Here is a 15,126-nt window from a genome sequence, read left to right as displayed (position 1 = left end):
ATGACGGATGCTGCGAGCCGCACCTCCCGCTCCGCGATCGTGACCGGGGCGGGAGGGGCACTCGGCCGGGCGATCGCGCTGCGGCTGGGACAGGACGGGTACGCCGTCGCGGTCGTCGGTCGACAGGGCGGCCCTCTCGAAGAGACCGCGGCCCTGCTGGACGAGCACGGCGTCCGCCACCGCGTGGTCGAGTTCGACCTGCGCGACGTCGAAGCCATCGACGCCATGGTCGAGGAGGTCGAGCGCGAGCTCGGCCCTGTCGAGGTGATGGTCAACAACGCCGCCATCTACCCGCCCACCCCGCTGTTCGAGATCTCGCTCGACGAGTACCAGGACGTCGTCCGGGTCAACCAGACGGCGTACTTCGCCGGCTCGCAGGCGGCCGCGCGGCGGATGGCTCCGCGCGGCCACGGTGCCATCGTCAGCATCGGCTCGATCACGTTCCACGGCGGCTGGGCGAACCTCGCCAGCTACGTGTCGACGAAGGGTGCTGCGGTCGGAATGACGCGTGCGCTGGCGCGGGAGCTCGGACCGTCCGGCATCCGCGTGAACGCGGTGTCGCCGGGTGCGTTCCCGACGAAGGCCGAAGAGATCAACGGCGACCCCGAAGAGTACTCCCGCTCCGTGATCGAGAAGCAGTCGATCAAGCGACGCGGGCGCAATGAGGAACTGGCGGCGGTCGTGTCGTTCCTGGCGGGCGACGAGGCGTCGTTCGTCACGGGACAGACGATCAACGTCGACGGCGGATGGGTGATGGAATGACGAAGGACTGGTTCGGCGCCGCGGTGCGCCGTCCGCTGCTCGATCTGCAGCGCCGCGCCGGCGACCTCGCCGCGTTCGCCGGCATCCGCGAGATCGAGCTGGCGAACGGGGCAGAGCGCCACGTGCGCGCGCTGCAGGTGCGCAACGCCCTCGGTATGGAGGTGGAGGTCCTCATCGACCGGGCCTTCGACATCGGCGACGTGCGTCTGCGTGGCATCCCCGTCTCGTGGCGCTCGGGCAACGGCTACCGTCACCCCGCGCTGCACGAGGTGGACGCCGAGGACGGGCTGGCGTGGCTGCGGACCCTCGACGGGTTCCTCGTCAGTGCCGGACTGGATCACACGCTCTTCGGCGGTGAGTACGACGCGACGCACTACCATTACCCGCCCAAGCAGACGGTGCGGCACGGACTCCACGGCCGGCTCAGCTCTCTTCCTGCCCGGTTGTTGTCGGTCGACGAGGACTTCGAGGGAGGTGTGCTGCGCGTGCGCGGCGAGGTGGTGCAGGCCACGTCGTTCGGCGAGCACCTGCGACTGCGGCGCACGATCGAGCTCGACCTGTTCGGCACCGACCTGCGCATCGACGACGAGGTCGTCAACCTCGGGTTCGAGCCGACGCCGCACATGTTCCTGTACCACATCAACGTCGGCTGGCCTGTGGTCGACGCCGACACCGAGTTCGTCGGTGCGGTGCGTGGTCATCTCTGGAAGTCCGACTCGATCGCCGACCAGGGCGCGCCGTACGACCGGCTCATCGACCCGCGTCCGCAGTTCGTCGAGCAGGTGTGGGAGCACGACCTGGCGCCCGGCGCCGACGGGACGCACCGGGTCGGCCTGATCCGGGCCGACGGGGAGTTCGGTGTCGCACTCGAATGGGATGCCGCCGCCATGCCGTGCTTCTTCGAATGGCAGAACCTGCGTGAAGGGCAGTACGGGGTGGGACTGGAGCCGTCCACCCACCACGTGGCGGGCGAGGCCGCCGCCCGCGACGACGGATCGATGATCTGGCTCGAACACGGGCAGTCGCGGCGCTACCACACGACGGTGACGCTCCTCGATGGTGTCGACGCGACGTCGGCGGCACGCTCCGCGATCCAGAGCAACGACCTTGAACGAAGTGGTGAATCACAGTGAATGGGCAGGGCGTCCTGAGCGGATACCGCGTGTTGGATTGTTCGATCGCGATGGCGGGGCCGTTCGCGGCTCAGCGGCTCGGCGATCTCGGCGCGGACGTCATCAAGGTCGAACCGACCGGCGGGGAGTGGCAGCGGCACACGCCCGCAGGAGGTGTCACCGGCAACAAGGTGAACGTGTCGTTCCTGTCGCTGAACAGGAACAAGCGGTCGCTGGCGATGAACCTCAAGAGCGAGGAAGGGCGCGAACTCCTCTACCGCCTGGTGAGGGAGTCCGACGTCTTCCTGCAGAACTATCGGCCGGGCGTCGCCGCCCGACTGGGCGTCGATTACGAGACGCTGCGGCAGATCAACCCGGCGATCGTGTACGTGTCGATCTCGGGTTACGGAGAAGATGGACCCTACCGCGACCGGCCCGGACAGGACCTGCTGCTGCAGGCCATGTCGGGAGCCATGCTCTCCACGGGCGCGGCGGGCCACCCGCCGCAGGCCGCCGGGCAGTATCTGGCCGACGCCGTGACAGCCTCTACCGCGTTCGAGGGCGTCCTCGCTGCGCTGCTGCATCGGGAACGCACCGGCGAGGGGCAGCTGGTGACGGTGAACATGCTCGACGCCATCACGACCCTGCAGATGCAGGAGCTGTCGGTCTACACCGTCGGGCGTGTTCCGCAGACGCGCAGCGAGCAGCCGCACGCTCATGTCTACATCCGCTCGCCATATGGATCGTTCAAGACGAAGGACGGCTACCTGGTGCTGGCCTTCCCTCCCCTGGACAAGCTGGCCGACCTCTTCGAGGACGAGGCGTTCCGCGGACTCGTCGACGAGGAGTCGGGCTGGAGCATGCGCGACGAGCTGTACGCGCGCACGGCGCGGGCGCTCGAGCGCCGCACCACGGGCGAGTGGCTGGAGGCGTTCACTGCGGCAGGCATCTGGGCGGGGCCCGTGTACTCGTACGAAGATCTCGTGAACGACCCGCAGATCGCCCACAACGGCACGTTCGTCGAATACGACCATCCCACGGAGGGGCACGTCAAGACGCCGGGCTTCCCGTACCGGTTCTCGGCCACGCCGCCGGCCGTCTACCGGGGCGCGCCGCAGGCGGGAGAGCACACACGAGAGGTGCTGCACGCGATCGGGGTCGACGACGGCGAGATCGACGCGTACATCGCATCGGGCGTGGTCGCCCAGCTCGATGAAGTCAGCGTGTAGTCCATGCAGACCTACCGCGGACTCACCTGGGACCATCCTCGCGGGCGCCTCTGGCTCGAGGCGTCCTCGGTGCTGTGGCGCGAGTGCGGCCTCGACGTGGTGTGGGAGGCGCAGTCGCTGGAGGGTTTCGAGGCTCATCCGATCGACGACCTGTGCGGGCGGTTCGACCTTGTCGTCCTCGATCATCCGCACCTCGGTGACGCCGTCGCGACATCGTCGCTGCAGCCGATCGAGACCGTTCTGGGACCGGATGCCCCGGCACTGACCGACGGCCGCTATGTCGGCGCATCCCTCGCTTCGTATCGCACCGCGGGCGCCACGTGGGCTCTGCCGATCGACGCCGCCACGCAGGTCAGTGCACGTGATCCGCGGGCGGTGGCCGAGGCGCCCCTGACCTGGGACGACGTCGAGCGCCTGGCCGGCGGCATCGCCGTCGCCCTGAGCCTCGCCGGACCGCACGCGCTGCTGAGCCTGTTCTCCGTCGCGGGGGCGTTCGGCGTGCAGCCCCAGGACGCGCCGGGCGAGCCGTGGCTGGAGGAGTCCGTCGCTGCCCAGGCGGTCGACGTGCTGCGCGGCGTATACGCGAGGTGCCGCCCGGGGTACGAAGACGCGAACCCGATCGCTCTGCTCGAACTCGTCGGGTCGGACGACCCGCTCGCCTATGTGCCGCTGGTGTACGGCTACGTCAACTACGCGCTCGCCGACCGCGCCGTTCCGGTCGCGTTCGGCGACGGCCCGCGGCTCACCGCGGACGGTCGGCCGGGCTCGACCATCGGCGGAACCGGCGTGGCGCTGAGCGCAGGCGCCGAGATCACGGAACCGCTGCGCGAGTACCTCGCCTGGCTGGTCGAGGCGCAGACGCAGCGGACGGTGGTTCCCGCGTTCGCGGGGCAGCCCTCCCACTGCGCGGCGTGGGATGACCGCGACGTCGACGAGACGGCGGCCCGGTTCTATTCGGCCACGCGGGCGACGATCGATGCCGCCGTCGTGCGGCCGCGGTCCGCGGGTTACCCCGAGGCGCAGGCCCACGGCTCCGAGATCGTGCGGCGGATGCTGCGTACCGAGCTTTCCGTACCCGAGGGCGTACGGCAGTTGACCGCGCTCGCCGTTGCGACGCGATGACCGAAGGAGAGAACATGCCCATCACCGACCTGGCCACCGAGCACCTCGGTGTCGAGCTGGACGAGTACGTGCTGACGGTGACGCTGCAGCGGCCCGAGAAGCTGAACGCCGTCACTCCCGAGATGTCAGAGACGCTCAGCGCCATTGCGCACGCCGCCAACGACGATGCCGACGTGCGTGTGGTCATCCTCACCGGTGCCGGCGACCGCGCGTTCTGCGCGGGCAGCGACGTGCGGCTTCTCGACGAGTACCCGACGCCCTGGGCGTTCCGCAATCGCATGGACTACTGCGACGCGCTGTACGACCTGCGCAAGCCGGTCATCGCCGCGATCAACGGCTACGCGCTCGGCGGGGGACTGGAGACGTCGCTCATCTGCGACATCCGGCTCGCGGCCGAGAACGCGAAGCTGGCGGCGCCTGAGGTGAAGCTCGGCTGGATCGGCGGCGGCGGCATGAGCACGTACCTGGTCGCGGCCGCCGGGCCCGGCAACGCCGCCGTGATGACCATGACCGGTGACATGATCGACGCCGAGACGGCGCGGGCGTGGGGGATCGTCAGCGAAGTGCTGCCCGCCGACGGGCTGATGCCGCGCGCGCGAGAGCTTGCCGCCGTTATCGCCTCGCGCCCGCCGATCGCCGTCGAGCACGCGAAGGCCAACATCCGCGCCGCGCGGAACATGTTCCAAGAGCAGGCATCCGGTTACGAGCGAGACCTGCAGACGGTCGCGTTCGCCACCGAAGACGCGAACGAGGGTCGGCGCGCCTTCGCCGAGCGCCGCGATCCCGTCTTCCACGGTCGCTGAGCGGCCGCACCCGATACACACGAGAAGGAGATCGCGATGACCCAGACGACGTGGCCGGCAACCCTGGCCGAGACGCTGCCGACCGACCATGAGAGCGCGACGCTCGTAGGGCGCGTGTGGGACCCGGCCGTCGCCGGGCCGAGTCCGGTGCTCGTGACCGCCGACGACGTGCGCGATCTGTCGCAGAGCTTCGCCACGGTGAGCGATCTGCTCGCCGAGGCCGACCCGGCCGCCGCGGCGCGTGAGGCGGCCGGCTCCCGGCTCGGGTCCACCGCCGACATCCTCGACGCGACGATGCGCGGCGACCACGACGCGCTGCACTTCCTCGCGCCGATCGACCTGCAGGTCGTGAAGGCCGCCGGCGTCACCTTCGCCGTGTCCATGCTCGAGCGGGTCATCGAAGAGCGCACGCGGGGCGACGCCGCCGGTGCCGAGTTCGAACGGGCGCGTGTGCTCGAACTGGTCGGTGGCGACATCAGCGCCGTGCGGCCCGGATCCCCCGAGGCCGATCGGCTCAAGGCCTATCTCATCGCGCAGGGGAGCTGGAGCCAGTATCTCGAGGTGGGCATCGGGCCGGATGCCGAGATCTTCACGAAGTGCCCCGTCCTGGCCAGCGTCGGAACGGGCGACGAGGTCGGCGTGCTCAGCACGTCGGCGTGGAACAACCCCGAACCCGAGATGGTGCTCGCTCTTGACGGCAGCGGCCGCATCGTCGGGGCGATGCTCGGCAACGACCTGAACCTTCGCGATTATGAGGGCCGCAGCGCGCTGCTGCTGCCGAAGGCGAAAGACAACACGGCGTCGGGTGCGCTCGGGCCCTTCATCCGCCTGTTCGACGACGGCTTCGACCTGGACGACGTGCGCCAGGCGACGGTGGAGCTGCGCGTGGAAGGTTCCGACGGCTTCGAGCTGGAAGCGCAGTCCGACATGACGCAGATCAGCCGCGATCCGGCCGGCCTGGTGGCGCAGCTGTTCGGTGACCACCACCAGTACCCGGACGGTGCGGTGCTCTACCTGGGCACCCTGTTCGCACCGACTGACGACCGAGGTGAACCGGGTGCCGGCTTCACGCATCAGATCGGTGACGTCGTCAGGATCTCTTCACCGAAGCTCGGTACGCTGACCAACAGGGTCGCGCACAGCGAGACATGCCGACCGTGGGAGTTCGGGGTCGGCGCCCTCATGCGGAACCTTGCCACCCGAGGACTGCTGAATTAGCGTGTGAGACCCGACGTGGAGAAGCGGATGAGCCGGAGATCGACGCGGAGTGTGACTCTGGCGGAGGTCGCGGCGCACGCCGGCGTCTCACCTCAGACGGTGTCGCGTACGATTCGCGCGCCCGACATGGTCTCGGAAGAGACGCTCAAGCGTGTGCAGGAGTCCATCCTCGCTACGGGCTACGTGCCGAACCTCGCCGCGAGCCACCTCGCCTCCAACCGCAGCAACACCATCGCGGTGCTCATTCCGGCGGTCTCGGCGTCGATCTTCGCCGAGACGGTGCAGGGGCTGAACAGCGTGTTGTCGCCGCACGGATTCCACCTGTTCATCGGGACCACCGAGTACAGCCTCGAGCAGGAGCAGGAGCTGCTGCGCGCCTTCCTCGGCCGGCGCCCCGACGGCATCGTGCTCGTCGGCACCGAGCACACGCCGGTGGCGCAGACGCTGCTGCGCACCGCACAGGTTCCGGTCGTGGAGTCGTGGGAGCTCACCGAGCACCCGGTCGACTCGGTCGTCGGGTACTCCAACTATGCGGCGATGTCCGCGATGCTCAAGCACCTCCACGAATGCGGCTACCGCGCACCCGTTCTGGCGGGACGCTTCAGCAGCGGTGACGGGCGTGCACGTCACAGGCGAACGGCGTTCGAAGAAGGGATGCGCCGGTTGTACCCGAACGTGCCGGTACGCGTCTTCGACACCGAGTCGGTGGATATGGACGCGGGGGCCGAACTCTTCCAGGAGATCCGGACGAAGCTCGCCTGGGCCGACGTCATCATGTTCTCCAGCGACCTGTTCGCCGCCGGTGCCATGCTCGAGGCGATCCGCCAGGGCGTGCGCATCCCCGACGAGATCGGCGTCACCGGGTTCGGCGGATTCGAGATCGGAGAGCACCTCGTGCCGACCCTGACCACCGTGTCGGTGCCCAGCCGCAAGATCGGCGAAGAGGCCGGACGTGTGCTGCTGGAGCGCATCAAGACGCGAAGCGTCGCCGAGCAGCCCACTGTCGTGGACGTCGGATACGAGCTCGTTGTCGGCGGGAGCACCACCGTCCAGGGCGCCTGAGCGCACCCGCTCAGCCGAATCCGACGCGCTTCCCGCCCACGACCCTGGCCATAGCGGGCCGCGCCCCCGGGATCGCGCGAATCCTGCTCCGCGGTCAGCTCAGACGCACCGTCGACGCCCTGGGCATCAGGGTCGGCAGCGTGTGGCGCACGACCCCGGGCTGCGCATCGCCTTCGAGCAGGAGATCCATCGCCTCGGCGGCGATCTGGTCGAAGGGTGTTCGCACCGACGTGAGAGGCACCGGGAGCCGGGACGCGAGCGGAATGTCGTTGTACCCGACGATCGAGAAATCGCGGCCGACGGTCAGACCGAGCGTACTGCCGGCGTTGATCACGCCGACTGCGAGATTGTCGTTGGCGGCGAAGACGGCCGTCGGGCGGGTCGACGCCTCGAGGAGTCGCCGCCCGGCGTCGACGCCGTCGTCCACGCCGTAGCCGGTCCACAGCACGCGCTCTTCGGGAACGGTGATGCCGGCTTCCTGCAGCGCGCGCTCCGCGCCCGCATGTCGGTCCAGTCCGGAGGACGTGAACTCCGGGCCGTTGACGACGGCGATGTCCCGGTGGCCGAGGTCGATGAGATGGCGCACGGCGAGGTATCCGCCGGTCTCGTCGTCGCCGAGGGACGACGGACTGATCCGGTCGGTCCGCAGCACGAGCACGTGCGGGATGTCGCGCTCCCGGAGCGATGACGGGAGGGCATCGTCGATCCGGGCCGTGGCCAGGATGAGGCCGTCGACGCTGCGATCGAGCAACGTCTCCGTCGCGGCGCGTTCGTCCGCGGGGTCGTCGCCACACGTGCCCACGACGGCGAAATAGCCGTGTCGACGGGCATTCCGCTCGATCGCCTCGAACATCAGGGCCATCACGGTGTCGCTGAGCCGGGGGACGAGCACACCGACCGTCGCGGCCGCGCCGCGTCGCAGGCTCGACGCGAAGACGTTGCGGCGATACCCCAGCCGGTCGGCCGCCGCCCGCACGCGCTGCGCCGAGGTCGAGCGCGGTGAGGCGATGCGCTCGTCGAGAATCCGGCTGACGGTCGAGATGCTGACGCCGGCCGCCTCGGCGACATCCTTCAGCGTCACTGCGCGTCGCTCGGCTCGCTCCTCGATCGCCACGGTGCCTCCCGCCTCCGATCCTACTGGCGGTCCCACTCGTCTTCGGAACCTTCCCAGGAACGTTTTCACATCCCCTCTTGACAACGCGAAAGAGTGCCAGCGATACTTGCAATCGTTCCTGCAAACGTTCCTAAGAACGGATGCGTCACCGCCCTCGCTGTCGGATCTCGATGACGAGAGAACAAGAGAAGGAGACCACGATGGTCCTCGATCTGCGCGGGCTGAACCCCGCCCCTGTCACCCCGTTCACCGAAGACGGCGCGGTCGACTACGCCGCCATCCAGCGCCTTGGCTCCTGGCTCGGCTCGATCGACGGCGTCAAGAGCCTCGTCGTGCTGGGTCACGCCGGTGAGGGCACGTTCCTCACCGAGGAGGAGCAGCTGGACGTGATCCGCGCCTTCCGCGACTCGGTCGACGACCGGCTGCCGATCATCGCCGGCATCACCAAGGAGGGGAACCTCACCGCGGCGCGTGAGGCGAAGGCGGCGGCGGATGCGGGAGCCAAGGGTGCTCTCGTCTACCCGTCGCACGGCTGGCTGCGCTTCGGATTCCAGCCCGGCGCGCCGCAGACGCGGTACCGGGCGATCTGGGAAGAGTCGGGCCTCGAGGAGATCCTGTTCCAGTACCCGGACAACACGCACGCGTCGTACGATCTGGACACTCAGCTCGAGATCGCCGGGCAGGAAGGCGTGAACCACACCAAGAACGGCGTCCGCAACATGCGGCGGTGGTACACCGAGATCCCGGCGCTCCGCGCGGCGTACCCCGATCTTCAGATCCTCTCGTGCCACGACGAGTACCTGCTGCCGACGATGTTCGACGTCGACGGGCTGCTCGTCGGTTACGGCAACATCGCGCCCGAGCTTCTCGTCGAGCTCATCGCCGCGGGCAAGGCGAAGGACTACGCCGCGGCGCATGCCATCCACGAGCGGCTGCTCCCGGTGACGAAGGCGGTGTACCACCGCGGTTCGCACATGGAGGGTACCGTTGCCCTGAAGTGGGGTCTGGTGAACCGTGGCATCCTCGACCATCCGACCGTGCGGACGCCGCTGCTGCCCCTTCCGGACGGCGCGCCGGCCGAGATCGCTGCTGCATTCGCTGCTGCCGGGCTCGAGCAGGTCGCTGTTCCCGCGTGAGCACATCCGGGGGCGGGGCCTTCCGCCCCCGGACTTCCGGGCGGCGCATCCGTCGCCCACACAACGTCAATGAAGACTCCGCGGCGACGCCGCACTCCAATGGAGGAGACCTCGATGAGTGAAGACACTCGGACTCGCCACACCTCGACGACGCCGGGCACCGGCTACGGGCGCGTCTCGACGTCGACGATGCGCAGCATCGTCGAATCCCGGCGCACCCGCCGGACTTTCTGGCAGCAGCTCGCCCTCATCGGCCCGGCGTTCGTCGCTGGAGCCTGGCAGTTCGGGCCCGGCAACCTCACCACGGCGGTGCAGGCGGGCGGCGGGTTCCAGTACACCTTGATCTGGGTGATCGTCGTCTCGACGATCCTCATGATCTTCCTCACGGACATGAGCGTCCGTCTCGGGATCAAGACGCCGACCTCGCTCATCACGTCGATCAAGGAGCACCTGGGCTCCTGGGTGGGGGTGGTCGCCGGCGTCGGAGTGTTCCTCATCACGCTGTGCTTCTCGGTCGGCAACGCGGTCGGCTCGGGTCTCGGGCTCTCGATGCTGTTCGGCGGAAGCCCCATCATGTGGACCGTCGCCTGCACAATCGTGGTCGCTGCTGTGCTCCTGCTCCGCAACGTGTATCGCGTGATCGAGAAGATCCTCATTGTGATGGTGGCGATGATGGCGATCGCGTTCATCGTCAGCGCGTTCATCTCGAATCCCGATTGGGCGCGTGCCGCAACCGGGCTGATCCCGACGGTGCCCGGCGGCTCCTGGCTGCTGATCGTCGCGCTCGTCGGCACGAACTTCTCCGTCAACGCGGCCTTCTACACGTCATATGGCACGAAGGAGCGCAAGCGCACCGAGGCTGACTATCGTGACGTGACTGTCGTGGACACTATCCCAGGCATCATCGCGCCGGGCGTCATGACGACGCTGGTCATCATCGTGGCGGCCGCAGTGCTCGGTCGGACCGGACAAGCCGCGACCACGATCGTCGGACTGGCCGGCGTGTTCCAGCCGCTCGCAGGAGCGGTCGGTTCGACGATCTTCGCCCTCGGATTCTTCGGCGCGGCGTTCTCGTCGATGATCGCGAATGCGACGGCGGGCGGGACGATGCTCTCGGATGGCCTCGGACGAGGCGCGACCTCGAACTCGCTCGCAGCGAAGATCATCAGCGGGGCGATCCTGGCGTTCGGCATCGTGGTGACTCTGATCTTCCAGTCGTCCCCCGTGCAGCTCATCGTCGTCGCGCAGGCGTGCACCGTGTTCGTCTCGCCGGTGCTCGCCATCCTGATCATCGTCATGGCGAACCGCCGCAGCCTGATGGCCGAGATGCGCAACAAGTGGTGGCAGAATGTGCTCGGCTGCATCGGACTCGTCGCTGTGCTCGCACTGTCGGTCCGCCTGGCGATCCAGTTGCTGAGCTGACGCGCCGACGGAATGCCCCTCACCTGAATCGCTGCCGCTGAACAACATCTCGTCGAGCGTGCGCGCATCGCCTCCTTCGACAATCAGCCAATCAAGCGCTCGGGTGCGACGCAGTGCTCGCCCGCGAACGCTCCTAAGCGGACCGCGCCAGCGCGGAGTCTGCAACAAGTGAGCGGGCCAGAACGGAGGCGCGGCCGAGCGCTACACCCTAGTTCCTAAACGCCCAGTGCTCGTAAGAGCGCGGGAACGTCGCTCTTGACTACGAGCGCCAGGAGGGTCTCAGACTCCTTGCCCGAATGCGACAAGGCGATTGCGGTTGGCGCGACGCCGTGTTCGCCGCTGAACATCGACCAGGCTTGGACCGCCGTCAGTGTGCGAGGAGCGAGCTTCACCGCGTCGCCGGGTTCGCGATAGTCGAGAACGTCGGCAATCGGGGCATCTTCGATGAGTGCCCCTGCATCGTCGTAGCCGCTGGCGATCCATCGAGTAAAGGCGTTGGTAGTGATTAAGGAGAGGGACCCGTCCGGCATGCGTACCGGCGATTGAGAGAAGTCGTTCGGAAGCGCGACTTCCTTGATGAACTCTCGGACGCTCTGTTCGCTGCTGAGGGTGCGCGGCGGTTTTGGGCGAAGAATGTCCAGCACTCGCGGTGGGCGAACGAGCAGGTCGAGCTGGGTTTCGATGCTCGCGACGACATCGATGCGTGGATCAGCGATCGGAGTTGGGTTGCCTCTCCGGGGAGTGTGGACGATCACGTTACGTAGTTCCGCCCACTTTAGGAGCATCTCGCGCTGCATTGGCGTGAGATCGCGAGACTGGCGAACGAGTTGCACGAACGGCGTGTATCGATCTGCTTTCGCCCGTCGTGCGAGCTCGTCCTCGATCCCGTTGAAGGCGTCGAGGAATCGATCAGCGTTGGTCAGCTCGTCGCTCACTACATTCGGACGCTCGCCATGTACTGAGGCGGTCACAGCGTGACAGCTCCGGACCGTGAGAGCACATCGCTGAGTTGCGGCTGCTCCCCCGCGCATAGCAATTCCATGGCTGCGCTGACGAGGGCCGCCCTCCGTTGGAGGAATGCGTCGAAGTCCGGCTTGACTGAAGCGGCTAGTGCTGCGGCATCATCAGTGGGCGAGTACGGCCCAGCCTCGGAAAGCTCGTCCGCGGGGACTAGGTGACTGGTGAGCCTCTCCGCAATCGCCTGCGGCGTGGGGGCAGCCGCTGAACGAGCCTCGAGGTACGCGACTGGATCCATCCGGCCGATGGTCCGATTGGTCTTCCACGTGATCAACGCACAATTCAGTGCCAAGTAGCTGTCGATCCCCGCATCCTGTAGCAGCTTGTCCGGAAACAGGTGGTGATATTCGCGAGTTCCGACGTTCCGTGCGGTGAGGATCGAGTCGTCAGCGAAGTCACGCGCGCCGAAGGTGTTCGCCGCCGCCAATACGGCGCGGCTGAGGCTGCTCCGTCCTTTCGGCCAGCGAGCGGCCATGAGCTGCTGAGGGGTCGGAAGTGGATACTGAACGGGATCGAACACTGGGGCGTTCGCGCCGCCGGAACCGTTTGATCCAGTCGTGGACGCTGCCGACGCGAGTGGCCGGTAGTCCGCATACGCCCGAGTCGCCGCCGCGCCGTCATAGCGGGAGGTGAAGAACGAACGCCACAGGTAGGACCTGCAGAGGTGTTCGACTGAACCTCGTACATCTCCGTGGATCGGTGCCCGAGCAAGGATAGCGGCGACCACCGGGAACGGAATCGCCGTTGGTAAACGCTCCGAATCCCAGATGCTTATACGGCTGAGCAAGTCGGCGGTGGCGGCAAGCCCGACGCCGATCGCGCTCCAGTCGGCGATCAGTTGCTCGGCGTCGAGCGAGTAGAAGCCGCCACGGTTGGGTGCCTTGTCCTGTAGCAGTGCCGCTGTCTGGAGCGCGAGTTCTTCGGTGCCGCCGAAACGGGCGACCTCCGGATGCCGCGAGCGCAGATCCGCAACGAGTTCGTGCAGTCGCTCGCCGGTGCGATTCTCGACCTCCGCCACAACGATGTCGTAAGGCTTCAGAGGCTTGCTGTTCGTGTTCATATTCACGAACACATCGAGCGCGACGTCCTTCGGCGTGGTTGCCGGAAGGCTTAGGTAGGGGAGTCGGTAGTGTCGGATCGTCTCGCGAAGAGGCGCGACTACCATGTCCTTGACGAGCTTTCTCCTCGCTTCGTACGCCTCCATCGCGGCGAGCACTTGCTGGACATCGGTGGCTTGCGCGGAAGGCCGAAGAGAAGCCGTGGCCTCCTCGATCCATTGGTCTGCGCCCGACTCGTCCTGAGGATCGAGCAGTCGGAACGGAATCAGGCCACGTCGGGCTGTCTGGGCTGGATCGTCAGCCCAGCGCGGCATCCTGTTGCCGGCAGAGTTCCTCCAGGTCTTGTATGACCAGACTCCGACTTCGTGATCGTCATTGGTCGGGTCGTCGTCGATAGTCGGCACATGGACGAAGAATGTCCAGTCATCGTAGTTGTCCTTGAGCGCGCGCCAGAGAGCGGTGAGTCGCTGCTGGCCGTCGAGCAGATGTTCCGACACCTTGACCGTCCGCGAGGGGGCGGTAGCGAGCGGACGGGAGTGGAACTTCTCCTCGTCGCCGACCTCGAGGACAAGGGTGATCCCGAGCGGTAGATCGCGAACGATCGTCCTCAGCATGGACTCGATGCGCTTTCGATCCCATGCCTCTGTGCGCTGAAAGCTGGGGAGCACCAGTCGACCCGAGTCGATCTCAGACAGCCATTGGTGGATCGGCCGATCGAGTGCTTTGCTACCGGTGCTCACTCGCCCGAGCCTAGTGGCACGTCATCGGTCGACGAATTGCGCGAATCGCTCGGCGAGCAGTTCGCGGGCTGGCCGGGCGTTGCGATTGGTCGGTACGCGAGTTCGACGCCCGTGCATGTCCTGCAAGCCGTGGCGGAGCATAGGCCCGTCGATCTCGTCGAGAAGGTCGCGATCGATTCGTACCTCGTAGTCGGCTGTGATGCCGAGCAGGGAGCGGTCGTACGCAGCGTGGTGAATCTTGCACATCGCGAGGCCATTCGTCACATGGGCGACTCCGTGAGACTCGGTGTCCGCGATGATGTGGGCAGCATCGAGAAGCTCAGGATGCTTCAGGTCGCAGATCGTGCACGCGCTCGCGTAAGCCCGAAGAACGCGTGCTCGAAAGAGCGGCTGGTGCAAGCGAGCGCGTACAACCGAATCCGCATATCTGCGCTGGTCGTCCGAGTAGTCGTGCGGGTTGCCCAGGAGCCCGAGCACTTGGTCGAGCGGGAACCGCACCTTGCGTTCCACGCGGTCATTCTCGGCGATGACGATGGGGTAATAGGGAAAGTAGTATCCCTCGCGAACGGCGCGAAAGTAGACAAGCGGAGCGCGAAGTTCGTAGGCACGGATGAGCTTCAGATTGTCGCCCGCCTCTTGGTCTCGATACGAGTACTCGATCCAGCCGTTCTCGTCCTCGAAGTCCTGGTACCTGTTCTTCTTCCAGCCGGACATGATCGACAGGGTCGACCGGAATGTCGCTGGGTTGCGAATCCCTCGTCCGGTATCGAGGAGCGGGATCCGTTCGCCGAGGAAGGAGTAGCTCAAGAGCTCCGCACGGCTGATTTCGTAGCCGCCCCTGCCGATGAAGGCGGCGTCCAGCCATCGGAAGACGTCGTACCGAATGGCTTGCTCTTCTTCGACGGTTCTCATCCACATCCTCCCCGTGCGAGTCGCTCTATCGCGGCAGCGACAGCAGTAGGCGACTCATGCTCCCAGAATCTTGCGACGCACCACCCTGCCGCCGACAGCCGGCTATCCGTGTCGCGGTCGCGCTCGACGTTCGCCGCGAGCTTCGGCCCCCAGTACGCCGCGTTCCGCTTCGGGTGCGTGGCATGAACCGGGCATCCGTGCCAGAAGCAGCCGTCGATGAAGACCGCTACTCGCGCTCGCGTGAAGACGATGTCCGCGCGTCGCCGCAATCCCGGTACGGGCGCGAAGTCGACACGGTAGCGCAACCCGCGGCGGAAGAGCTCGCGGCGCACCGCCAGCTCCGTGGTCGTGTCGCGGCGCTTATTCGAGAGCATCGACTTCCGCGTGCCCTCCGACGTCGCCCACGACTCGGCCACCGG

General features: G+C 67.1%; 14 protein-coding genes. 9 read left to right on the top strand and 5 right to left on the bottom strand.

All coding sequences use genetic code 11. The features are described from left to right. From AC3RX1_RS14680 to AC3RX1_RS14650, 7 genes are read left to right on the top strand one after another with little or no spacing between them, the layout of a single operon-like run. The gene (locus tag AC3RX1_RS14680) at positions 1-762 is read left to right on the top strand and encodes an SDR family NAD(P)-dependent oxidoreductase (protein ID WP_491502002.1); all 762 of its coding nucleotides are present in this window, start codon (positions 1-3) and stop codon (positions 760-762) included. Then, on the top strand, positions 759-1,895 hold the full coding sequence (locus tag AC3RX1_RS14675) for an aldose 1-epimerase family protein (protein ID WP_491502001.1): 1,137 nt from the start codon (positions 759-761) through the stop codon (positions 1,893-1,895). The genes AC3RX1_RS14680 and AC3RX1_RS14675 overlap by 4 nt, the downstream gene beginning before the upstream one ends. Then, positions 1,892-3,103 (top strand): CaiB/BaiF CoA transferase family protein, encoded by a 1,212-nt coding sequence (locus AC3RX1_RS14670; protein WP_491502000.1) that lies wholly within the window; start codon positions 1,892-1,894, stop codon positions 3,101-3,103. The genes AC3RX1_RS14675 and AC3RX1_RS14670 overlap by 4 nt, the downstream gene beginning before the upstream one ends. A gap of 3 nt (positions 3,104-3,106) precedes the next feature. Then, entirely contained in the window at positions 3,107-4,225 is a 1,119-nt protein-coding gene (locus AC3RX1_RS14665; protein WP_491501999.1) for a hypothetical protein, read from the top strand. A gap of 14 nt (positions 4,226-4,239) precedes the next feature. Beyond that, complete coding sequence (locus tag AC3RX1_RS14660) at positions 4,240-5,028, top strand: enoyl-CoA hydratase/isomerase family protein (protein WP_491501998.1); 789 nt, start codon at positions 4,240-4,242, stop codon at positions 5,026-5,028. Between the two features lie 36 nt (positions 5,029-5,064). After that, entirely contained in the window at positions 5,065-6,246 is a 1,182-nt protein-coding gene (locus AC3RX1_RS14655) for a fumarylacetoacetate hydrolase family protein (RefSeq protein WP_491501997.1), read from the top strand. 27 nt (positions 6,247-6,273) lie between these two features. Further along, positions 6,274-7,308 carry a LacI family DNA-binding transcriptional regulator gene (locus tag AC3RX1_RS14650; RefSeq protein WP_491501996.1) on the top strand — a complete coding sequence of 345 codons (1,035 nt, stop codon included), beginning with the start codon at positions 6,274-6,276 and terminating at the stop codon, positions 7,306-7,308. 94 nt (positions 7,309-7,402) lie between these two features. Here the strand turns inward: AC3RX1_RS14650 and AC3RX1_RS14645 are convergent, their stop codons facing one another. Beyond that, positions 7,403-8,422 (bottom strand): LacI family DNA-binding transcriptional regulator, encoded by a 1,020-nt coding sequence (locus tag AC3RX1_RS14645; protein WP_491501995.1) that lies wholly within the window; start codon positions 8,420-8,422, stop codon positions 7,403-7,405. 200 nt (positions 8,423-8,622) lie between these two features. On the opposite strand from AC3RX1_RS14645, the gene AC3RX1_RS14640 reads away from it, so the two are divergent. Together AC3RX1_RS14640 and AC3RX1_RS14635 are read left to right on the top strand one after the other, a co-directional pair. Beyond that, on the top strand, positions 8,623-9,558 hold the full coding sequence (locus tag AC3RX1_RS14640; protein ID WP_491502094.1) for a dihydrodipicolinate synthase family protein: 936 nt from the start codon (positions 8,623-8,625) through the stop codon (positions 9,556-9,558). 114 nt (positions 9,559-9,672) lie between these two features. Next, a complete protein-coding gene (locus tag AC3RX1_RS14635; RefSeq protein WP_491501994.1) occupies positions 9,673-10,980 on the top strand; it encodes an Nramp family divalent metal transporter in 1,308 nt (435 codons plus the stop codon). A gap of 215 nt (positions 10,981-11,195) precedes the next feature. Here AC3RX1_RS14635 and AC3RX1_RS14630 read toward each other — a convergent pair whose 3' ends face one another. The 4 genes from AC3RX1_RS14630 to AC3RX1_RS14615 are packed head-to-tail and all read right to left on the bottom strand — an operon-like array spanning position 11,196 to position 15,123. Further along, positions 11,196-11,915 carry a hypothetical protein gene (locus tag AC3RX1_RS14630; protein WP_491501993.1) on the bottom strand — a complete coding sequence of 240 codons (720 nt, stop codon included), beginning with the start codon at positions 11,913-11,915 and terminating at the stop codon, positions 11,196-11,198. Positions 11,916-11,947: 32 nt separating this feature from the next. After that, the gene (locus AC3RX1_RS14625) at positions 11,948-13,795 is read right to left on the bottom strand and encodes a GmrSD restriction endonuclease domain-containing protein (RefSeq protein WP_491501992.1); all 1,848 of its coding nucleotides are present in this window, start codon (positions 13,793-13,795) and stop codon (positions 11,948-11,950) included. Between the two features lie 21 nt (positions 13,796-13,816). Beyond that, a complete protein-coding gene (locus AC3RX1_RS14620; RefSeq protein WP_491501991.1) occupies positions 13,817-14,707 on the bottom strand; it encodes an HNH endonuclease in 891 nt (296 codons plus the stop codon). Further along, positions 14,704-15,123 (bottom strand): very short patch repair endonuclease, encoded by a 420-nt coding sequence (locus tag AC3RX1_RS14615; RefSeq protein WP_491501990.1) that lies wholly within the window; start codon positions 15,121-15,123, stop codon positions 14,704-14,706. The genes AC3RX1_RS14620 and AC3RX1_RS14615 overlap by 4 nt, the downstream gene beginning before the upstream one ends. Between the last annotated feature and the right edge of the window lie 3 nt (positions 15,124-15,126).

The organism is Microbacterium altimontanum, from assembly GCF_058349865.2.
The sequence above is the reverse complement of the archived record's forward strand: the minus strand, read 5'-3'. Positions and strand labels throughout refer to the sequence as shown.

Excerpts from the sequence above, each read along its gene's own strand:
- AC3RX1_RS14680 (WP_491502002.1), top strand. The coding sequence starts at position 1 with ATGACGGATGCTGCGAGCCGCACCTCCCGCTCCGCGATCGTGACCGGG.
- AC3RX1_RS14675 (WP_491502001.1), top strand. The coding sequence starts at position 759 with ATGACGAAGGACTGGTTCGGCGCCGCGGTGCGCCGTCCGCTGCTCGAT.
- AC3RX1_RS14665 (WP_491501999.1), top strand. The coding sequence starts at position 3,107 with ATGCAGACCTACCGCGGACTCACCTGGGACCATCCTCGCGGGCGCCTC.
- AC3RX1_RS14660 (WP_491501998.1), top strand. The coding sequence starts at position 4,240 with ATGCCCATCACCGACCTGGCCACCGAGCACCTCGGTGTCGAGCTGGAC.
- AC3RX1_RS14655 (WP_491501997.1), top strand. The coding sequence starts at position 5,065 with ATGACCCAGACGACGTGGCCGGCAACCCTGGCCGAGACGCTGCCGACC.
- AC3RX1_RS14650 (WP_491501996.1), top strand. The coding sequence starts at position 6,274 with ATGAGCCGGAGATCGACGCGGAGTGTGACTCTGGCGGAGGTCGCGGCG.
- AC3RX1_RS14640 (WP_491502094.1), top strand. The coding sequence starts at position 8,623 with ATGGTCCTCGATCTGCGCGGGCTGAACCCCGCCCCTGTCACCCCGTTC.
- AC3RX1_RS14635 (WP_491501994.1), top strand. The coding sequence starts at position 9,673 with ATGAGTGAAGACACTCGGACTCGCCACACCTCGACGACGCCGGGCACC.
- AC3RX1_RS14620 (WP_491501991.1), bottom strand. The coding sequence starts at position 14,707 with ATGAGAACCGTCGAAGAAGAGCAAGCCATTCGGTACGACGTCTTCCGA.